The following is an 18423-nucleotide window of genomic DNA, read 5'->3' on the forward strand; positions in this document are numbered from 1 at the left end:
TCTTTGCTGGTTAAGTTTTGTTCGAAATAAAAGCGTTTTAATTGAGGCGGATGGATTGATGCCTAGTCATCTAAGCACTCCTTTATAAAAAGATGCATCCAACAAAGAGTAAAACGCTTTTAGTCGAACCCTTTGGGCAGCGTTTGTTAGCCATTTTTACTGCATTATCGACTTTTTATGTAGAATAACTACACCACAAAGTCTCTGCCTTGTATAAATGGCCAACAATTCGCTGCAAAAATAGCCTTAAAAGAGCAACAGGCCCTAAGTTAGCCATACAATTTACCCAGTGCTGTACCTTCAACAGCATGTTAAAAATGAAATTGAGATAACTGATTCCAATGAAAATTGATGCCTTTGAAGTTAACCCGCAACTGCTTGAGCAAATTAAACGGCAAACTCGTGCCACTGGCATTACTCACGTTGAACTAATCCAATCACTTTGGAGCGGTTACGGAGAGTTATTCAGGGCTCACTTATCAGGTTCAACCTATGACAGCGTCATTGTTAAACACATCAGCTTACCTGTGATGGATTCAAACGATAATACTACTGCTCAATCACACCCTAAAGGTTGGAACACAGCACTTTCTCACCAACGCAAAATAAGCTCGTATCAAGTAGAGTTTAATTGGTATCAAGATTACGCCAACCAATGCAGTCATGATAATCGGGTGCCAGCGTGTTTATATCTAGAACAAAACGGTGATGACTGCTTATTAATCCTTGAAGACTTAAGCACTGTTGGCTTTAGCAAAGTGCTCTCTTGTGCTGATGATGTCGCTATTAAAGCCTGCCTTAAATGGCTGGGGCAGTTTCATGGGCAATTCTTATTCCAAAATTCTGCTACAAAACCTCTACAGCAGCATAGCGACACCATAAACCAGAGCACTAATAAGAGCAGTGACCCCTGCAGTAAAAATAGCAGTTTAGTAAGTAACCACTTACATACTAAACTCTGGCAACAAGGCACTTATTGGCATCTTGATACTCGCCCAGACGAATTAGCGGCCTTAACCGATTTACGCTTAAAAGCCGCTGCCCAGCAAATTGATGCAGCGCTCAGTAATAGTCCATTTCAAACCTTAGTCCATGGCGATGCCAAGCTCGCTAACTTTTGCTTTAGCGAAAATCACCAACAAGCGGCAGCGGTAGATTTTCAATATGTAGGTAAAGGTTGTGGCATGAAAGATGTGGCGTTATTGCTCAGCAGCGTGATGGCATTTACCGAAACCGAAGCCCAGATTAGCGCATGGCTTGATGATTACTTTAGCGAGTTACGCCAAAGCGCAGCCCTGCATCACCCAGAAATCTGCACCGACACATTAGAAAGCGCATGGCGACCGCTTTACGCCATCGCATGGGCTGATTTTCAGCGATTCGTAAAAGGTTGGAGTCCCAATCACTTTAAAATTAACCCTTACACTGAAGCGCTGACAGTCAAAGCATTAGAGCAACTCAAGGGCGAATATTATTCAAAAATGTCTTAAACCTGAAAAGTGTCAAGCTAGTTCTCTGCAGAACTCAACATCACATAACAAAACCAATTGATTCAAGCTGCCAATCCTCACTTAGTTTGTTTTTTAGTCTCTTTTACACTTTAAGTGGTTACAATCTAACCATAAGTTGGTATAAGTAAATGCTAATGAAACGCAATCGCGGTTAGTCGGTACCGAGTGCATGATGCAGTCAGTTAGTTTTTCAATGGAATGTGATAATGCAAAAAGACGTTTTTTTCTTTGGTGAATGGCAAGTTGATCCCAATAGTAATAGCGTAAACCTTGGCAAAAAAACAAACAGCTTGAACCAAAAGCCATGGATGTGCTGATCTTGCTATGCCAACGTAGCGGTGAGGTGCTAAGCAGTGACGATATCGTAGAGCATTGCTGGCCTGACTCAGATATTGGCGATAACCCACTCCACAAAATCATTAACCAATTACGCCGAGCACTGGAAGACAAAGCAACTGCACCACGTTACATAGAAACCATTCGTAAACGAGGCTATCGCACCCTAGCCGATGTCAATTTCCCAATAGGTCATGAAACCGTTGCCGACCATCAGCAATGGCATTCTGGCTCACCTTTCCCAGGCCTTCAGGCCTATTCAGAAAACTTCTATGAAGTCTTTTTTGGCCGCAGTAAACAAATCAGCGTACTACTTGAACGTATCAGCCAACAGGTCAAATTTGGTCGTGGCTTTTGTTTATTGCTTGGCCCCAGTGGCAGCGGTAAATCTTCGTTAATTAACGCAGGGATAATCCCTAACCTCACCGTTGGATCAGGCTATAACGGAGTGCATGTAGCGGCATACGGCAGTCTCGACTTTGCTGATGTGGCTAAATCACAACTCTTTATTGAACTTGCAGGGGTCATGCTAGATTGGGAAGTCAACGATCTGCCAGTATTTGATGGAGACAGTGCCGACTCGCTCTCCCATCGCCTGATCACTGAACCACAAGTCATTGTCAGTCAATGCAAGCAAGCCATTAAAGCTAATCGCAAGCAACATACTCATTTTGCTTTATTTATTGATCGCCTTGAGGTGTTATTATCTTCGCCGCTATTTTCCCATGAGCAGCGTAAAGCCTTCATTGGCATACTTGAGCAGCTTGCTAATTCTGGCTGTATTATTGTGCTAAGTGCCTGTCGTAATGAGTTTTACCCACTACTGGTTGGCTACCCCAGCTTAATGACAGGCAAAGGCCAAGGGGCGCATTTTGACTTATCGCCACCGACCCGTAGCGAGTTACTGCAAATGATCCGCTTGCCAGCCGTTGCCGCTAATTTAACCTGGACAAGCGACCCTGACACAGCAACACCTTTAGATGAAATCCTCTGTGCAGAAGCGGCCAGTAACCCCGATGTATTGCCCATGCTGCAGTACATGTTGCAAGCGCTTTACTTAAAACGCAGCAAAGATAACCAGTTACTATTTAGCGTTTATCAAGAATTAGGGGGAATTGAAGGCGCGATTGGTAAAAACGCCGAGGATGCCATTGCAGAGCTGACACAGCAGCAAAAAGCCAGCTTGCCTCATGTGCTTTCATTGCTGGTAACTCTGCGAGAAGACGAGTCATCTATCACCAGCCGCACTGCTCGCTGGGCACAACTGCACACCAAAGAAGAAAGAACCCTGACACAGGCCATGATTAACAGCCGCCTGTTTGTATCCAACCTGCAAAACGGTGAGCCGTGTTTTAGCATTGCCCATGAAGCGCTACTGCGCCGTTGGCCAAGGGCAACCTCATGGATAGCAGAGCACAATCAAAGCTTACGAATTAAAAGCCGGCTTCATCACTTATCCACGCGCTGGCTGCAAGAAAACAAAAACCAAGCTTATCTGCTGGCTGATGGCAAACCGCTGCGAGAAGCTCAATCACTAAAAAATAATCCTCTATTTGAACTCGAGCCTGAAGAGATAGAGTTAATCACCGCATCGAGCAAACACGAAAAAGTAAAACGCTGGCAAAAAACCTTCACCGTCTCGCTACTCTTTTTACTCACGATTACCTCTATTCTAGCCAGTGTGAAAAGCTTTGAAGCTGAAAGAATGGCCCAGCAAAAAAGGCAAGCTGCCGAAAACCTTCTCGGCTTTATGGTGGGCGATTTCGCCGACAAAATGCGCGGTATTGGCCGCATGGATTTACTTGATGGTATTAATAATAAAGCGCTGGAATACTTCAGTGATGCATCAACCCCAAGCGATACCAGCTTAAGCTTTGAGTCGCGCTTTCAACATGGTCAAACTCTAGAGGCCATGGGTGAAGTAGCCTATTCACGAGGAAAAACCACCGAAGCCAAAGAGGCGCTATTAGCTGCAAGAGAAAAACTCACCGCATTGTTAATTGAACAACCTGAACATTTTGAGTTACTTAAAACCCTAGGGGCTAATGCGTTTTGGTTAGGGCAATTAGATTACGATCAAAGTGATTGGCAAGCCGCTAAAGCTTGGTTTGAGCAGTATTTAGCTTACAGTCAAATTATGTATGATTTAGCTCCTGAAAGTAATGAAGCAATAATGGAATTGTCATATGCGCATAATTCATTGGGTTCTATTTCAATAAATCAGCAAAATTTTGATATTGCTAATGAATACTTTCAACAATCATTAGCATTAAAACAAAAAGCGTTGATTAAACAACCACAAAGTACCCAACTTATTGCGGATATTGCAGATACACGTTCTTGGCTGGCAACTGCTGTTATATCTCAAGGCGACGTGAATAAAGCCATTAACTTGCACAAACAATTACAAGAGGAATTAATAAATTCAAATATTGAACTCACCCCCTATGCACTAGACCGATTATTCTCGAGTTACCACATTCATTCAAACTTATTGCGTTTTCAAAATCAAAAACAACATGCCTTTGAAGTAACTCAATTAGGGCTCGCTGCGATTAATAAAGCGTTAATACAAGACCCGAAAAATGAGCAATGGCAAATAGCAAAATTTAATTCAATGTTCAGATTACTGGAAGTCACTAATGAGCAAAATATACACGCTTTAGACTTTGATATAACAACATTAGGTTATTCATTAACTGAAAATGAATCATTGAAAAACGAGGCCCAAAAACAATTATTATGGGCTAAATATCACCTTGCGACAGCAAGATATTATCTTCATAACAATCAATATAGTAAAAGTAATGAGTATGCAGTAATTGCTGAAAATTTATTCTATGATATATCAATCAAACATACTCAAAATGTAACTTATAAAGCATTACTGTCCTCTAGCCAATTACTCATTTATTCAACTTCAGCTTCTGTTAACCCAAATATAGCTAAAATTTCTCTCTGTACTGAGACAAAATCTAGATTACAAACTTTAACTGACACAAACAGAACCCCTTTAATAACAATCCCCTACCTTAAAGCATTGCGATGTCTAGGGGAGCTACCCTCAGAATCCCAGCTAATTGATATTGTTGTTCAAGCTGGAATAAACTTTAAAAATGTTCACTAATCGAATGGAGTCATCATGTTAAATATCACAGGCAAGGCCACTTTTATCACTGTAACCGTCACAATTGATAAAAATGAAGTACCGACTTTTTCATACAGTAATGAAACTGGTTCAGTAGAAGTGTCAGGGGAAAGCACCATTACCTATTTATTAGATGATTTGACAGATAAAGGATTAAAATTTATAGGCGCCGCCTTTGAAACCCCTTTTGATGGAATAGTTGATGCTGTAACCACGAGCAGTGATGGAAAAATAATCCAATTGATGGACTTAGACAACGTGATTGGTACAACCAAGTTTCAATTTGTGCTAACCAACACAGATAACTCTTTACTACTCCTAAGCGAAGACCCACAAGTAATAAATCGAGGACAGGGTAGCGTACAAGAATGCTAAAACTTTAAACAAAAAACCATCACTTTCAGCACCTTAACTCGGAAGGTTAGCGAAAGGTTATAGTTAGCAGAGTTCGATAGAGTATTAACTAGAAAACGCAGTCACTGCATATAAAATTAACTTTCTAGTAAGGATACTCGTTATGTTAGAACTCACTTCCACTGCTGAGAATCAGTTAACCCAGATTTCTCAAGTGAAAATGGACATGTTCATTGGCGACACGTTAGGTAGTAATTACCATTGCAAATTTGGCGTCAATGAGCAGCCTCCGAGTACTAACCCATTAACGATTGAACCTCAATTTTTATCCAATAATTTAGCCCATCATACAAGCGCTAAAAAAAATGCGGATGCATCACAACCCACTTCGGGGCTTGTTACCAATCTAGCATCGAACTTTAGCCAAAACTCTTCACAACAAAATGGTGTAACCAAATTGGGTGGCAATGCACTCAATTCATTATCAACTTTGGTTGAATACATGATGGAAGCAATGATTGTGGTTGATGAGTTTGGCAACATTCAAATGGCGAATCGTCATGCGGTGTCTTTATTACTCGACTGCGATAGAAGCTCGACAAACTCGTTAATTGGTCAACGCTGGCAGTCTTACTTGTGCGAGCCGCAAAAGTCGCATTATCAACAGATGATCCTTGAATCACAAATAGAACCTAGACCACTTAATCATCTCCCAAATGAAACCACACTGAATATGTCTAATGGCCAAACCATTGATGTTGAAATGTCTGTGACTCACTTCCCGATGTCTGAGCCTTTATTTGCCATAGTGATAAGAGATTTAAGTAAGTATCGCGCTGAATATCAGCAACTATATAAATGGGCGTCCACTGACTGCTTAACTAACTTATCTAATCGTCGTGTATTTGATGCAGACTTAAAACACCATTGGAAAACCTGCCTAGAACAAGGTGATCCTATCAGTGTGTTAATTATCGATATCGATCATTTTAAAGCTTTTAATGACAGCCATGGTCATGTGATGGGTGATCGCTGCCTACAAAAGATTGCCGCGGCAATTAAAGCATCACTGCCTAATGAGGAGTGCACTGCTGCAAGGTACGGAGGAGAAGAGTTTGCACTAGTGATGCCAAATTGTGATACCTCAGAAGTCCAACAAACAGCGCAATTGATTCAAAAAAATATTAATGCCCTCACCTATATGGATATTGGCCTAGATATTTCAGTTGCGGTCAGCGTGAGCCAAGGCCATGCGAGCGAAGTTAATGGACAGTTTAGAACCGCTAATGCTCTACTTTGCGCCGCTGATACTGCGCTTTATCGCGCTAAAGCTGACGGCAGAAACCGAATTAATGCATGCTGCTAATTGAGCTAAAAAATCGTAAAACGACGTTAAGCTTCAGCCTTTAACTATGCTTACTTCAACCATGGGTTAAACAAAACTTATCCGTTTAGCCCATGGAATCTTTTAATAAATACATTACAGTGAAATCACCTGCTGATACTTTCCGCCCTGCTCCAAACCACACATTTCATCATACGCTGTTTGATACTCTAAATTGGCCACTGAGTAGTCATAGCTTTTAAGCAATTCTTTAGCCTCAACAATTGAATGCACACACTCACCAACTCTTTCACCATTAAGTCCTGCGAAATTGTTATTGCAGTCAGTCAAGCCAACTAAGTAATGGGTCGCATCAGCAACCCCAATGATCGTTGCCATATTTCCAGACGTGTTCATATTATCCATTACAAAACACCTAATTAATTGGTTATATATTGCACTACGAACCAAGTCGATAAACAGTTCATAGCTCCAATAATTGAACTTCGATAATTCGGCAACTGAAGCCTTTAACGCAGTAAAGCAGCCAATCGATTCTTTAAAGATAAAAATGAGTAGATAAATACCTAAAATGAGTCGCATTAATGATATAAATTAGGTGATTAATAAATCAAATAACAAGGAATAGTCATGGATTGGTATATTAAGGCATTAAAAAACTACATTAACTTTAAAGATCGCGCCCGCCGTAAAGAGTATTGGTTTTTCGTTTTATTCAATGTAATTGCTGGGATTGTCTTAGGGATAGTGGATAACATGACCGGCACGTTAAACCCAGAAACAGGGTACGGATTATTAAGTGGTATATATTCGTTATTGGTATTCTTGCCTGCACTTGGAGTCAGTGTTCGACGTCTCCATGACACAGATAGAACGGGGTGGTGGATACTTATCGCATTCATTCCGCTCATTGGTGCACTAGTGCTACTTTACTTCTTCGTCTCTGACAGCCAAGAAGAAACCAATCGCTTTGGCCCTAACCCAAAAGGAAGTGAAGTCGAGATTTAATTCAAATTCTGTTTACTCATATTATTTTCGAGATAATAGATACGCCATATCACTCGTGGTTTGATTGACTTATCAAGCCACGAGATATTTAACCTTCCTACACATACTGACTAAATTTAACTCAACCAATTCCCCCGCAATAAAACTGTGATCCACTTCTCTTGAGTCATTATTGAATATGCCCCATTCTGTTCGGCCTTTTTGACAAATGAACGATGTTAACTAACACGCATTTTCAAAAAGATCCGTTCGGATGAAGGTAGCAGGAGAGTGGGGAGTAACCCCACACCGACGAGGCAACTTTATTGGCCACCAGCAGTGGTGAGTTAATAAAGCACTCTTTCAGGTGCCACTTAGTGGTGAGGACTGTTACTGGACGAGCCTCTGGAGAGACTGTAAGCAAAAGCGGTACGTTAGCGATTGTCATTACAGCGCCGAAGGCGAAAGTGCGACTGATTCATCAGTCACGCGAAACGCTCAGGCAAAAGGACAGAGGAGAGGATGACTGTATTCATATATGGTCACTGTCGTTTTTGCTGTGCCTGACTTTTGCCTAACTGTACTCACTCAGTAAGCTTAAATCCTGTGCCCTCTTTTGCCTCAGTACCACTGATCAGCCATATCTTTTCCTCCTCCATATTAATTTAGTTGTTTAATATTCGAGGAACACCATGAATTTTCACGCGCTTTTAGCTGATATCAATGCCATTGTTTGGGGCCCTATTACCCTGTGCTTGCTGGTTGGTACCGGTCTTTATCTCACTATCCGCCTTAAACTTCTGCAAGTATTTCAGCTGCCATTTGCCCTGAGTTTGTTATTTAAACCTGCAACCGGTAAAGGTGACTTATCATCATTTGCCGCGCTTTGTACCGCACTATCTGCAACTATCGGTACTGGTAATATTGTTGGTGTTGCCACTGCAATTAAAATTGGTGGACCAGGTGCATTATTTTGGATGTGGTTAGCCGCTTTTTTCGGTATGGCCACTAAATATGCAGAGTGTATGCTGGCGGTAAAGTATCGCACCACTGACGCTAAAGGAAACGTTGCAGGCGGGCCAATGTATTACATTGAACGCGGTTTAGGCCTTAAATGGTTAGCAAAAATCTTTGCGGTATTTGGTGTTGGTGTGGCGTTTTTTGGCATTGGTACTTTTGCCCAAGTGAACGCCATTAGCGATGCCATGACCATTGCCTTTAACGTGCCAACATGGGTAACGGCATTAGTGCTCACGACTATGGTTGCCGCAGTCACTTTAGGTGGTGTTAAACGCATTGCTAACGTCGCGCAAAAACTCGTTCCAACGATGGCTTTAGGTTATGTACTTGCCTGTATTTGGATCCTATTTAGCTTCTCTGAGCAAATTATTCCAGCATTAGAGTTAGTGATTCATTCAGCCTTTACGCCAATTTCAGCTGCGGGTGGATTTTTAGGTGCAACTGTTGCTCAAGCCATTCAAATTGGTATTGCTCGCGGGGTATTTTCAAATGAATCGGGCTTAGGCAGTGCGCCCATTGCCGCCGCAGCAGCTAAAACCAATGAACCCGTTGAACAAGGATTAGTGAGCATGACTGGTACCTTTTTCGATACCATTCTGATTTGCACCATGACAGGCTTAGTATTGATTATCACTGGTGTGTGGAATGGTGATACTGCGGGCGCGGCTATGACCAGCGCGGCATTTGCATCAGGTGGCTCGGTTATTGTCGGTCAGTATATTGTGACAATTGCGTTGGTTTGTTTTGCCTTTACTACTATTTTAGGCTGGCATTATTACGGCGAACGTTGCTGGAACTACCTGACGAGCAAGCGTTTAGGTGACAAAGGGATTAAGGTATATCAACTGACATTTTTAAGCTTAATTGCAGTGGGAGCTTTCATTCAATTAGATTTAATTTGGATGCTGGCGGATACCGTTAATGGCTTAATGGCAATCCCTAACCTAATTGCGTTAATTGGTTTAAGACATGTAATCTTGACTGAAACCAATCATTATTTTGAAAAGAAAAAGCGCCAAATATCTCAACCTGTTCCAGCAAAAAGCAACTAGTGTGACTTGCTCAATCACTGAATTGCTAAGTCGTTAAATAGATAAGCCATTAAATATATAAGCTATTAAATAGATAAACCTTTGGCATTATTTAGATAACACCAGTCGAGCAATATCAGTTTATTACTGCTGATATTGTTCTGCGTTAGTGTATTTATCCACTAACGCTTGAATAGTGCCATCAGTCTTCAGTTGAGCAATAGCACGATTAATTTGCGGCATCATTTCACTGTGCTCTTTGCGAAGGCGCATCACTAACACTCCTCTTGAATGCACTGACGCTAACGCAATGGGCATGTTTAATTTTTTGGCCCAATATAATGCAGGTAAATCCCCTGATATTGCCGCTTGGACACGCTGTTTATGTAAGGCTTTAATTAGCTGTTTTTCAGAACCAAAATCAACCCGTTTAAAGATATCATCATCATGATAAAGATATCCTCCCACTGTGCCGATAGACTCACCTTCAATCTTACTAATATCAGCCCATTGGGATTTATTTTGCTCTAAGGTAATGATGTTTTCTTGAATATTGAGGATTGGCTCAGATTGTATGAATAGCTCGCCCATATCACCTTTGGGAAACCAGCTTGGGCTGACAAAATCAAAATCTAATAGACCCTTTTCTAATGCTTGATTAGTGCGCCTAGGGGGAAAGTTATGTTTTTCGACTTTAATCTCAGCCACAGACAATATTTGCGGTACAAGCTCACCTAGAATTCCGGAGTTTTCTGCTTGTTCAGGAATGTAATAAGGTACCCATGAGCTAGAACCATTTACATTGTATTTGAGGATTGTCGCAGCACTATTCATTGAGAAAAAACACATAATAGCAGTCACAGTAATCTGGATGATTTTTTTCAAATAATTATCCCCCACACAGTACAAGCAATAAAAAATTACCATCAAATTTCGTAGTATCAACAATTTAAAGTAAAACAATTTGTTAACATAGTTAAGTAATTTTTCATCTAGTAACGTAAAAACATCATCCTTTATTATGGCAAATGCATCCATTTCACTCTTTTATTTTAGCCTTTTATTCATCTAAAGCTTATTAGGCTTAGTCAGCAAATACATAAGTAAAAGCTAAACTGTTAATTTCACTTTAAACTGATGACAATATAAGTCATAGTGAAAAATCTAAATTTAGACTCGAATAATGGATATCGATTAGATTGAAGCCGTCGAATAAAAATCAAGCTGAATCAATAGAAAAGCCCACAATTCCCCTTTTAAACGCACCCAAATTAGGCTTTTATTTACCCGTCATTATTATTGCGGGGTTATTGTTAACGTTTCCTCACAAAACACTCGCAATCTTTGGTTTGTTCACCCAATTCTTCCTTGAAAACTTTGATTCTCAATTCATTCAACTTTCCAGTTTATTGTTAATTATTGCCACCGTTATCTGTTTTAGCCCAATAGGGAAAATACGTATTGGCGGCGACCAAGCCAGAACAGAGTTTAGTTTTGCTAGTTGGATAGCCATGCTATTTACCGCGGGAATGGGCTCGGGGCTGATTTTTTGGGGTGTGGCAGAACCTGTATATCACTTTGTGAATCCCCCTGCTTTTTTGCAAGATGACTTCTCATCAGCCTCAGGCGCATTGGCCATTACCTATTTTCATTGGGGATTACACGCTTGGGCCATATACGCCATGGCAGGTTTAGTGATGGCATGGTTTGCCTATAATCGAAATCGCAGCTTACGGATCAGTGCAAGCTTTAGCGATCAAAAACCAAAGTGGCTGAGCATATTAGATTTACTCGCGGTAGTTGCGATCATATTTGGCATGGCGGGCACATTCGCCAATACCGTAGCATTAATTCAAACCGGGCTTGAGCAAGCCATTGGAATCAATGTGGGCAGTGCTAGTTTCAGGATTGGTTTAATACTGTTTATTGCTGTGCTTTTTACCTTGTCATCGATTGCAGGACTCAGCCAAGGCATTAAACGTTTGAGCCAGTTTAATACCTTATTTATGGTGGCTATTTTAGTGGTAGTGATTGCCTTAGTTGACCCGTTTAACAGTATGAAATTAATGCTGGAATCAACGGTGAGTTACTTGCAACTACTGCCTAAAGTGTCTTTTAGCGTTGGCGAGCCGGCTAAATGGAGCCAAGGTTGGACTGTAATTTACCTAGTTTGGTGGATTGCTTGGGCGCCTTTTGTTGGCCCTTTTATCGCTAGAATAAGTAAAGGCCGGAGCATAAGACAGTTTTTGGCTTGCACGATTTTATTACCCACTTTGACATCTATTATATGGTTCTCAGGCTTTGCAGGTAGCGTGCTGACACAACCTTTCGCAGCTGAAGTGATGGCAGCAGTGAATCAAGAATATACCTTGGGTTTATTTAGCTTTTTTAGCCATTTAAGCAGCGATGCTTTTCCGTTAGGCAGCATTTTATCTGTGGCGGCGATATTGTTATTAGTCACTTTCCTTATCACCAGTGCTGATTCATCGATATACATCACCAGCATGCTCACTGGCAGCGAAAGCCACACAGCTAAAATGCTTTGGAGTATTGTGTTAATCGCAATCACGATTGCACTTGTGACCATTAACGATGTTGATTTAAATAAACAAATTGCCATTGTTGGCGCTATTCCATTCACCTTAGTGATGTGCGCTCAAATCGTATTTTGGTTAAAGGATGTGTTAATTACTAACAAAGAGTTGAACTAAAAAAGCCTGACGAGAGCATCAGGCTTTTCATTGATAACAGATATGTCTTTAAATATGTTTACAAATACAGGACTGTTATTTCGCTTCGGTTACTATGTCTAAATTCAGTTTCACATCCAATGACAGACGAGCAAGCTTGTTATTTAATATTAACCGAACCTTATGTAAATCAGGCAATAACTGGTGAGACTTTTTAGGGTTAACGTTAATATTTACCATTAATTCAGGCCCAACTTTAGCAATACCTGTCAGCATTAACTCCTGCGGGCTTGAACCATTTGCCTCTGATACACTTTCGTGAACTAATGAACAGATTTCTTTGCTGGGTTTCATCATCAGAAGCTCTCTAAATGCGCCAATTAACATCATTAATGGCACTTTAATAAAGTACGCACCGATAAGCAGCATCATGACTGAGTCAGCATACACTGCATAAGCATACCAAGGCGTATACGTTAGAATTAACCCAACAATCAAACCTGCACACACTGCCCCACTCACAACGGCGTCCATTTTCCATAGTTTGATTTCAGCAATAAATAACCCAGAACGTTTAGGTTCGTTTTGCTTAACTAAAAACCACCATACGGCGAGACAACCAAACAAGTTAACAAAACCAAATACGGCAACGAATGACATATCAATTTCTCTACCACCACTTAGAAATACATTGAGTGCTGATGACAAACTGAAGCCTAATAACATCAAAATCACCGCCCCTTTAATGGCGACAACAATAGGTTCAATTATGGCTTTACCAAACGCGAATTGTGAACGAGAAGAACCACGCATATAACCAGAAGCAGCAAGCGATAACATCGTGAGCAATAATCCAATTAAAGAATAGCCACCGTCAAATAATATGACAATAGAACCACTCATTAATCCCACGACTACACCCATAACAGCAAACGATAACGCTGCTAAAGCAGAGATAATAAGTAATTGTTTATCTTCTATTTTATTTTTTTCACACATTCATTATCACCAGTAAAAACCTGTGATAATTATTGCTGTACAAGGCTATTTTCTCAACAGCTCATCAAGTTGATAAGCCACACCATGCATCACAAATCAATTAAGTGATTTATAATCAATTACTTGCAGACACCTTCAGCGTCAACAATATTGACACTGAGTGAGTTAGTAACATTTTAGTCGGTTAAATCAGAACTTAAACAGGTAATCACTGATCTGATCGCACAGCCAAGATACTGGCTCTGGGATCGCGCTGCCTGGCATTGAAAACATGCAATAGTCTTCATGGGTCAAACCATAAGTGTGCTTAATAACGGCCAACTTTTCACTACGTAAGTGAGGACGAATAAGCGGTTCAGGTAACACACCCCAGGCTTTTTCAGACACTATGGTATTGAGCATGTATTCAAAACTCGAAAAGCCAATATGCCTTAAGGAAAAAGGCTGTAGCTCAGGGTTATCTTTGTCATTTAAATACACCATCACAGCTTGCATCGATTCCCGTAGTTGGCTATCTGACACTCGCTTTAAACTGGCCAAGGGGTGATGACTTTCGCATACTGACATCATTCGAATCTTACCCAGTGGTAAGTAGTCTGTATTGGCATCATCTACTCGTTCAAAATCCACCCCAAAGGCAAAGTCCACCTGCCCGGTATTAACCAGATTGGCTAAATCACCGCTAGATGCTAAAACGGTGTTCACTGTGGTGGCATCAAAGTGGTTATTGAGGGCTAAAATGAACGTTTGCCAGACTTCATCAGGGAAAGAGTCATCTCTAGCAAGCCAGATTTCAGAGCGAAACTTATCGATGGTTTGCTCGCAGGTCTGTTTGATTCGTTCACATGTCGACACCACGCTTTCGCAATCTTTATAGATAGATTTACCCACTTCAGACAACACTAAACTATTGCCAGAACGGGTAAACAACTTAGCTTCTAAACTGGACTCAAGCGCTTTAATCGCCATGCTCAATTGGGTGCGATTGCTATTCAGTTGCTTAGCTGCTGCGGTCACTGACCCAGCATCTGCAATGGCGCAAAATATTTCTAACTGCTTAAGATTCATAGTTTGACCGAATGATGCCGATTAAACTTCGATAGTTACTGCTGACGAAGTTGGTATTGTGTTTGAGCTAATTGATTAAATTGTTCCAATAAGCTCAGCTGGTTATTTGTTTGCGAGCCATTCTGTAATGCCTCATTTTTTATAGATTTAGTTGCTAGAGGCTTAGCTTATTCAAACATAGTTTGCGCGGCCAAGGTTTGTAAATCAATTTTTAACTGGCCTTGGTTATCGTATTGACTAGCAAACGTGATCATATTAATCATATGCGCTTGCCAATCAATCAGCTGAGCAATAACCAATGACCAATGACCAATGACCAATGACCAATGACATATTGAAAGGCTGCATATCCATTAAGCAAGGTTAAACAATCTCTAAAGCCCAAGCCTGTTAATTGCTTCAGCCCCGCAAATTCGACTATACAACCTTGAAAGATCAACAGGTCCTAGGTTGAACATAGTCAGCATACTCCCATGAGAGTATTTATTATTGTTATATTTTCTCGTCTGCTGAATATCACTTATTTTTACTTGTTCAGCATTTAGGTAGTGAGCTGTGAACTTTGGCCTCCACATCGAGACTAATACATTAATGGGGCTATATTGTTCCATCAGCTTATATTGTTACTGAGTAGAGTTTGGCATGAAACCAGATCGCACCACGGCAATGCAAAATATCATATCTCAAGTTAAAGCCGAGTTTCCTTTGACGGAGCCCGAGACCTTCGTGTGCGGCCCAGAGGGGAACTGCCAAGGTTGCCCGAAAAAGTTACTAGAGTTGGTCGATAGTGAAATCAGTTACTGGGAAGCTGCAATCAGTAATGGTGACACCCCACAACTTGGCGATATAAGTCGTTTCGGCAAACTGTGTAAAAACGTCAAACGTGGATTAGATAGAAATGGAGTTATTGATAAATATCGCGGCTATCTACAAAAAGAATAAATCAAAAGCGCAAACCAACCGAATAAGCATGCCCAGCCACGTAAGCTCTTTAGGCGTTCGAAGTGTTTTTTTAAAGCCCTTACCTTAAACCTTTCATCAAGTTAGCCAATGTTCTATGCTTAATTACGGCCTAGTAATTAATAATAACTTCAATACAATGGTCATATAATCGACATAATAAAAATGTACCCAAGTGAGGCAAGAATGGAAAAATCCAAAATAGTCGTTATTGATGATGATCCAGTATGTACTAGCATGTTGCTTGCCATTCTAGGGGATGATTACCTTGTATTGACGGCTAATTCAGGAGATGGCGCCATTGAACTATTGTCATCGGTAAAACCTGATTTAATCTTCCTTGATATCACCATGCCCGATATCAATGGCTATCAAGTATTGAAATATGTAAAAGAACAAACACCTAATGCAGACGTGCCAATTGTAGTCGTTAGTTCATTAGTTGAAGAGTCAGATCAAGATTTTGCATTAAAACTGGGGGCAAATGATTACCTTACTAAACCTATCTTGCCGAATGCGGTGCAAGGGATGGTAGATAAATATCTAGCGTAAACACTTTCCCTTATTCGACTGAAAGAATCAGTTATAAAAAACGCCGCTATAGTTTATCTATTGCGGCTTTTTTTCATATTTTAGCGTATGAAATCAGTGGTTATTTAGCGCCAGGTTCTGCGTGCTGATTCATCCATTTCTCAACTTCGTTGTACCAGTAAATTGAGTTATTTGGCTTCATGATCCAGTGGTTTTCATCTGGGAAGTAAATCATTCGCGACTCGATACCTTTGGTTTGCAAGGTACGGAACAGCTCGAAACCTTGCCCTACAGGCACGCGGTAATCTAATTGGCCATGTACCACTAGCGTTGGCGTATCAAAGTTTTCAGCGCCGTAATGTGGCGAAATTGATTTGTAGATCTCAGGGTTATCCCAATAATCGCCAAAGCGAGTGCTATGAACCGAGAAATCAGCTGCCATTTGCGAGTACATGTTATATACCGCAGCATGGATAAATAATGCATTAAACGGCTGATCTTTTTGACCTAAAATAATCGATGATAAGTAACCACCGTAGCTTGCGCCACCAGCCACTAAACGATCGTTATCGATCCAATCTTTCGCTTTAAACCAATCAGTCGCTTTGAACACATCTTCCAACGACTTGTTTTTCCAGTCAGGGTTGATGCTGTCAGTGTAGTCTTGACCAAAACTGTTAGAGCCGTGGAAGTTAGGCCATGCCGTTACGTAACCCCAAGAAGCAAATGTTTGTGCATTCCAGCGGTAATGGAAACCATCAGAAATAGCACTATGAGGGCCACCGTGGATCAGCATCATTAACGGGTACTTTTTGCTTTTATCAAAACCTGGAGGGTAATGAACCCACATTTGTACGTCTTGGTCGTTATAACCTTTGTAGGTCACTGACTCGTAGGTACCCATATCAACATCAGCTAAAATGTCATCGTTAAAGCTGTCTAAACGAGTTGTTTTGCCATTGCTTGGGTTAATTTTAACTAAGCGAGCTGGGTACAAAAAGCTATCGTTAGCGGCGACGATAGTGCCGTCGTTAGCTATAGATGGCGCACCGAAGTTAGTTTGCTTAGTAATCGGTTTTACTTTGCCATTTTTAGCATTGATATGGAAAATGCGGCGCGTCGCGGCATCATCAATCGCTGCGTAAAAACCTTTGTTATCAGCAGTCCAGCTAAAGCGGGCAATTGAGCGATCCCAGTCAGTGGTGATCACACGTTCTGTGCGCTTTTTCACATCCAATAACACAAGGTTAGCTGTGTCAGCATAAAAACCGTGGATCAGCTGGCGAGTAAAGGCTAACGTTTTTCCATCTGGGCTGAACGTTGGGCTTGAGTCTGGCGCTTCATTTTTAGGGGTTAAGTTAACAACTTTACCACTGCCAATTTTCGCCATGAAAATATCAATTTTTGGGTCAACCTGATTAGCCCAACCATTACTGTTAAATGCAATTAGTTGCTCGTCTGGTGAAATATCGTAGTTGCCACTGCTTTGCGATGAACGCGGTAGTTGCTTATTCAATGGCTGAGTAATCGCTTCTACTTCGCCACCTGTAGCTGGAATACGAAATACATGAGCTTCACGGTCTTCGTCTATCCAGTGATCAAAACTTGAAAACGGCAGTGCATTCCATTGGTGCGCAGAGACTTTATTGTCTTTGTTAGCTGCTAACTGAGTTGCCATTTCTTCCCAGTTTTTACCTGGGAAGATACGACTAATGAAGTAAACATTTTCGCCGACCCATTTAAGGCCTTTAACGCCACCTGGAACATTGGTTAAGCGCTGGGCTTCACCCGCTTTGTCCATTGGTAATAAATACACTTGGCCAGCATCATCTTTATTACGCTTGCTGATAAACGCGAGTGTTTTACCATCAGGAGAAAACGTTGCTTCACTTGCACGTTGCCCTTCTGCGGTCAACGCACGTTGACCTTTACCGTCTTTATCAAATAACCATAACTGAGTTGCACCTTTATCTTCAGGCACATCGTACTGAGTCACAGGGGCGATAATATATTCGCCATTGGGTGAAATAATTGGATTACCAATACGGCTTAATTGCCAAAGCACATCAACCGATAAGGTAGTGTCTTGTTCCGCTTTATTTTGCACTGAATGCGTTGATTTTGTTGGCTCTGCCGCTATTGATGCCGCAGGCATCAACAAGCACATGAGCACTATCCCAACTTTCTTCACGAGAGGACTCCTTGATTTATTGTTATTTTCTTCATTGCTAGCATTTTATAGTAACGCCAGTCAGTACAGCTAGTGATGAATGTTAATCGAATTAACAACGAGAGAACGGGATAACCATCACCCTTGTTACATCAGCATAAATCCATTGTCATGCTTAACAATTAAATAAAGCTTAAAGCGCACTATTCCACTTAAAATCAATCGCATTAGCAAACTGCTGTTTATTTTTTACTCACACACCATCTCGGCATC

General features: G+C 41.0%; 14 protein-coding genes and 1 riboswitch. Of the genes, 9 read left to right on the plus strand and 5 right to left on the minus strand.

Features of this window, described 5'->3' with window-relative positions; translation table 11 throughout:
- Positions 1–341 precede the first annotated feature (341 nt).
- From AC0L4E_RS16030 to AC0L4E_RS16045, 4 genes are all read left to right on the plus strand, one after another.
- A complete protein-coding gene (locus AC0L4E_RS16030) occupies positions 342–1490 on the plus strand; it encodes an aminoglycoside phosphotransferase family protein (RefSeq protein WP_473680094.1) in 1149 nt (382 codons plus the stop codon).
- A 325-nt stretch (positions 1491–1815) separates the two neighbouring features.
- Entirely contained in the window at positions 1816–4974 is a 3159-nt protein-coding gene (locus AC0L4E_RS16035) for an nSTAND1 domain-containing NTPase (protein ID WP_473680096.1), read from the plus strand.
- 15 nt (positions 4975–4989) lie between these two features.
- Positions 4990–5370, plus strand: coding sequence for a DP-EP family protein (locus AC0L4E_RS16040; RefSeq protein ID WP_473680098.1), 381 nt, complete (start codon positions 4990–4992; stop codon positions 5368–5370).
- A gap of 142 nt (positions 5371–5512) precedes the next feature.
- Entirely contained in the window at positions 5513–6715 is a 1203-nt protein-coding gene (locus tag AC0L4E_RS16045) for a GGDEF domain-containing protein (protein ID WP_473680100.1), read from the plus strand.
- A 114-nt stretch (positions 6716–6829) separates the two neighbouring features.
- Here the strand turns inward: AC0L4E_RS16045 and AC0L4E_RS16050 are convergent, their stop codons facing one another.
- On the minus strand, positions 6830–7099 hold the full coding sequence (locus AC0L4E_RS16050; protein ID WP_473680101.1) for a DUF6482 family protein: 270 nt from the start codon (positions 7097–7099) through the stop codon (positions 6830–6832).
- Between the two features lie 225 nt (positions 7100–7324).
- Between AC0L4E_RS16050 and AC0L4E_RS16055 the strand changes: the two genes are divergently transcribed.
- Both AC0L4E_RS16055 and AC0L4E_RS16060 read left to right on the plus strand, forming a co-directional pair.
- A complete protein-coding gene (locus AC0L4E_RS16055) occupies positions 7325–7702 on the plus strand; it encodes a DUF805 domain-containing protein (RefSeq protein WP_473680103.1) in 378 nt (125 codons plus the stop codon).
- 374 nt (positions 7703–8076) lie between these two features.
- A riboswitch (glycine riboswitch) is annotated at positions 8077–8205 on the plus strand.
- A gap of 168 nt (positions 8206–8373) precedes the next feature.
- The gene (locus AC0L4E_RS16060) at positions 8374–9753 is read left to right on the plus strand and encodes an alanine/glycine:cation symporter family protein (RefSeq protein ID WP_473680105.1); all 1380 of its coding nucleotides are present in this window, start codon (positions 8374–8376) and stop codon (positions 9751–9753) included.
- Between the two features lie 123 nt (positions 9754–9876).
- Here AC0L4E_RS16060 and AC0L4E_RS16065 read toward each other — a convergent pair whose 3' ends face one another.
- Positions 9877–10581, minus strand: a complete 705-nt coding sequence (locus AC0L4E_RS16065; RefSeq protein ID WP_473681706.1) for a substrate-binding periplasmic protein — start codon at positions 10579–10581, stop codon at positions 9877–9879.
- 350 nt (positions 10582–10931) lie between these two features.
- Between AC0L4E_RS16065 and AC0L4E_RS16070 the strand changes: the two genes are divergently transcribed.
- On the plus strand, positions 10932–12443 hold the full coding sequence (locus AC0L4E_RS16070) for a BCCT family transporter (RefSeq protein ID WP_473680107.1): 1512 nt from the start codon (positions 10932–10934) through the stop codon (positions 12441–12443).
- Between the two features lie 75 nt (positions 12444–12518).
- Here the strand turns inward: AC0L4E_RS16070 and AC0L4E_RS16075 are convergent, their stop codons facing one another.
- Together AC0L4E_RS16075 and AC0L4E_RS16080 are read right to left on the minus strand one after the other, a co-directional pair.
- Complete coding sequence (locus AC0L4E_RS16075) at positions 12519–13421, minus strand: cation efflux transmembrane domain-containing protein (RefSeq protein ID WP_473680109.1); 903 nt, start codon at positions 13419–13421, stop codon at positions 12519–12521.
- Positions 13422–13610: 189 nt separating this feature from the next.
- The gene (locus AC0L4E_RS16080) at positions 13611–14489 is read right to left on the minus strand and encodes a LysR family transcriptional regulator (protein WP_473680111.1); all 879 of its coding nucleotides are present in this window, start codon (positions 14487–14489) and stop codon (positions 13611–13613) included.
- A gap of 642 nt (positions 14490–15131) precedes the next feature.
- Here AC0L4E_RS16080 and AC0L4E_RS16085 point away from each other — a divergent pair.
- The gene (locus tag AC0L4E_RS16085; protein WP_473680113.1) at positions 15132–15431 is read left to right on the plus strand and encodes a hypothetical protein; all 300 of its coding nucleotides are present in this window, start codon (positions 15132–15134) and stop codon (positions 15429–15431) included.
- A gap of 204 nt (positions 15432–15635) precedes the next feature.
- The gene (locus tag AC0L4E_RS16090) at positions 15636–16001 is read left to right on the plus strand and encodes a response regulator (RefSeq protein ID WP_473680115.1); all 366 of its coding nucleotides are present in this window, start codon (positions 15636–15638) and stop codon (positions 15999–16001) included.
- A 100-nt stretch (positions 16002–16101) separates the two neighbouring features.
- Here the strand turns inward: AC0L4E_RS16090 and AC0L4E_RS16095 are convergent, their stop codons facing one another.
- Positions 16102–18171, minus strand: a complete 2070-nt coding sequence (locus AC0L4E_RS16095; protein ID WP_473680117.1) for a S9 family peptidase — start codon at positions 18169–18171, stop codon at positions 16102–16104.
- Positions 18172–18423 lie beyond the last annotated feature (252 nt).

The sequence above is a fragment of the Shewanella sp. GJ50-10 genome (assembly GCF_055808815.1).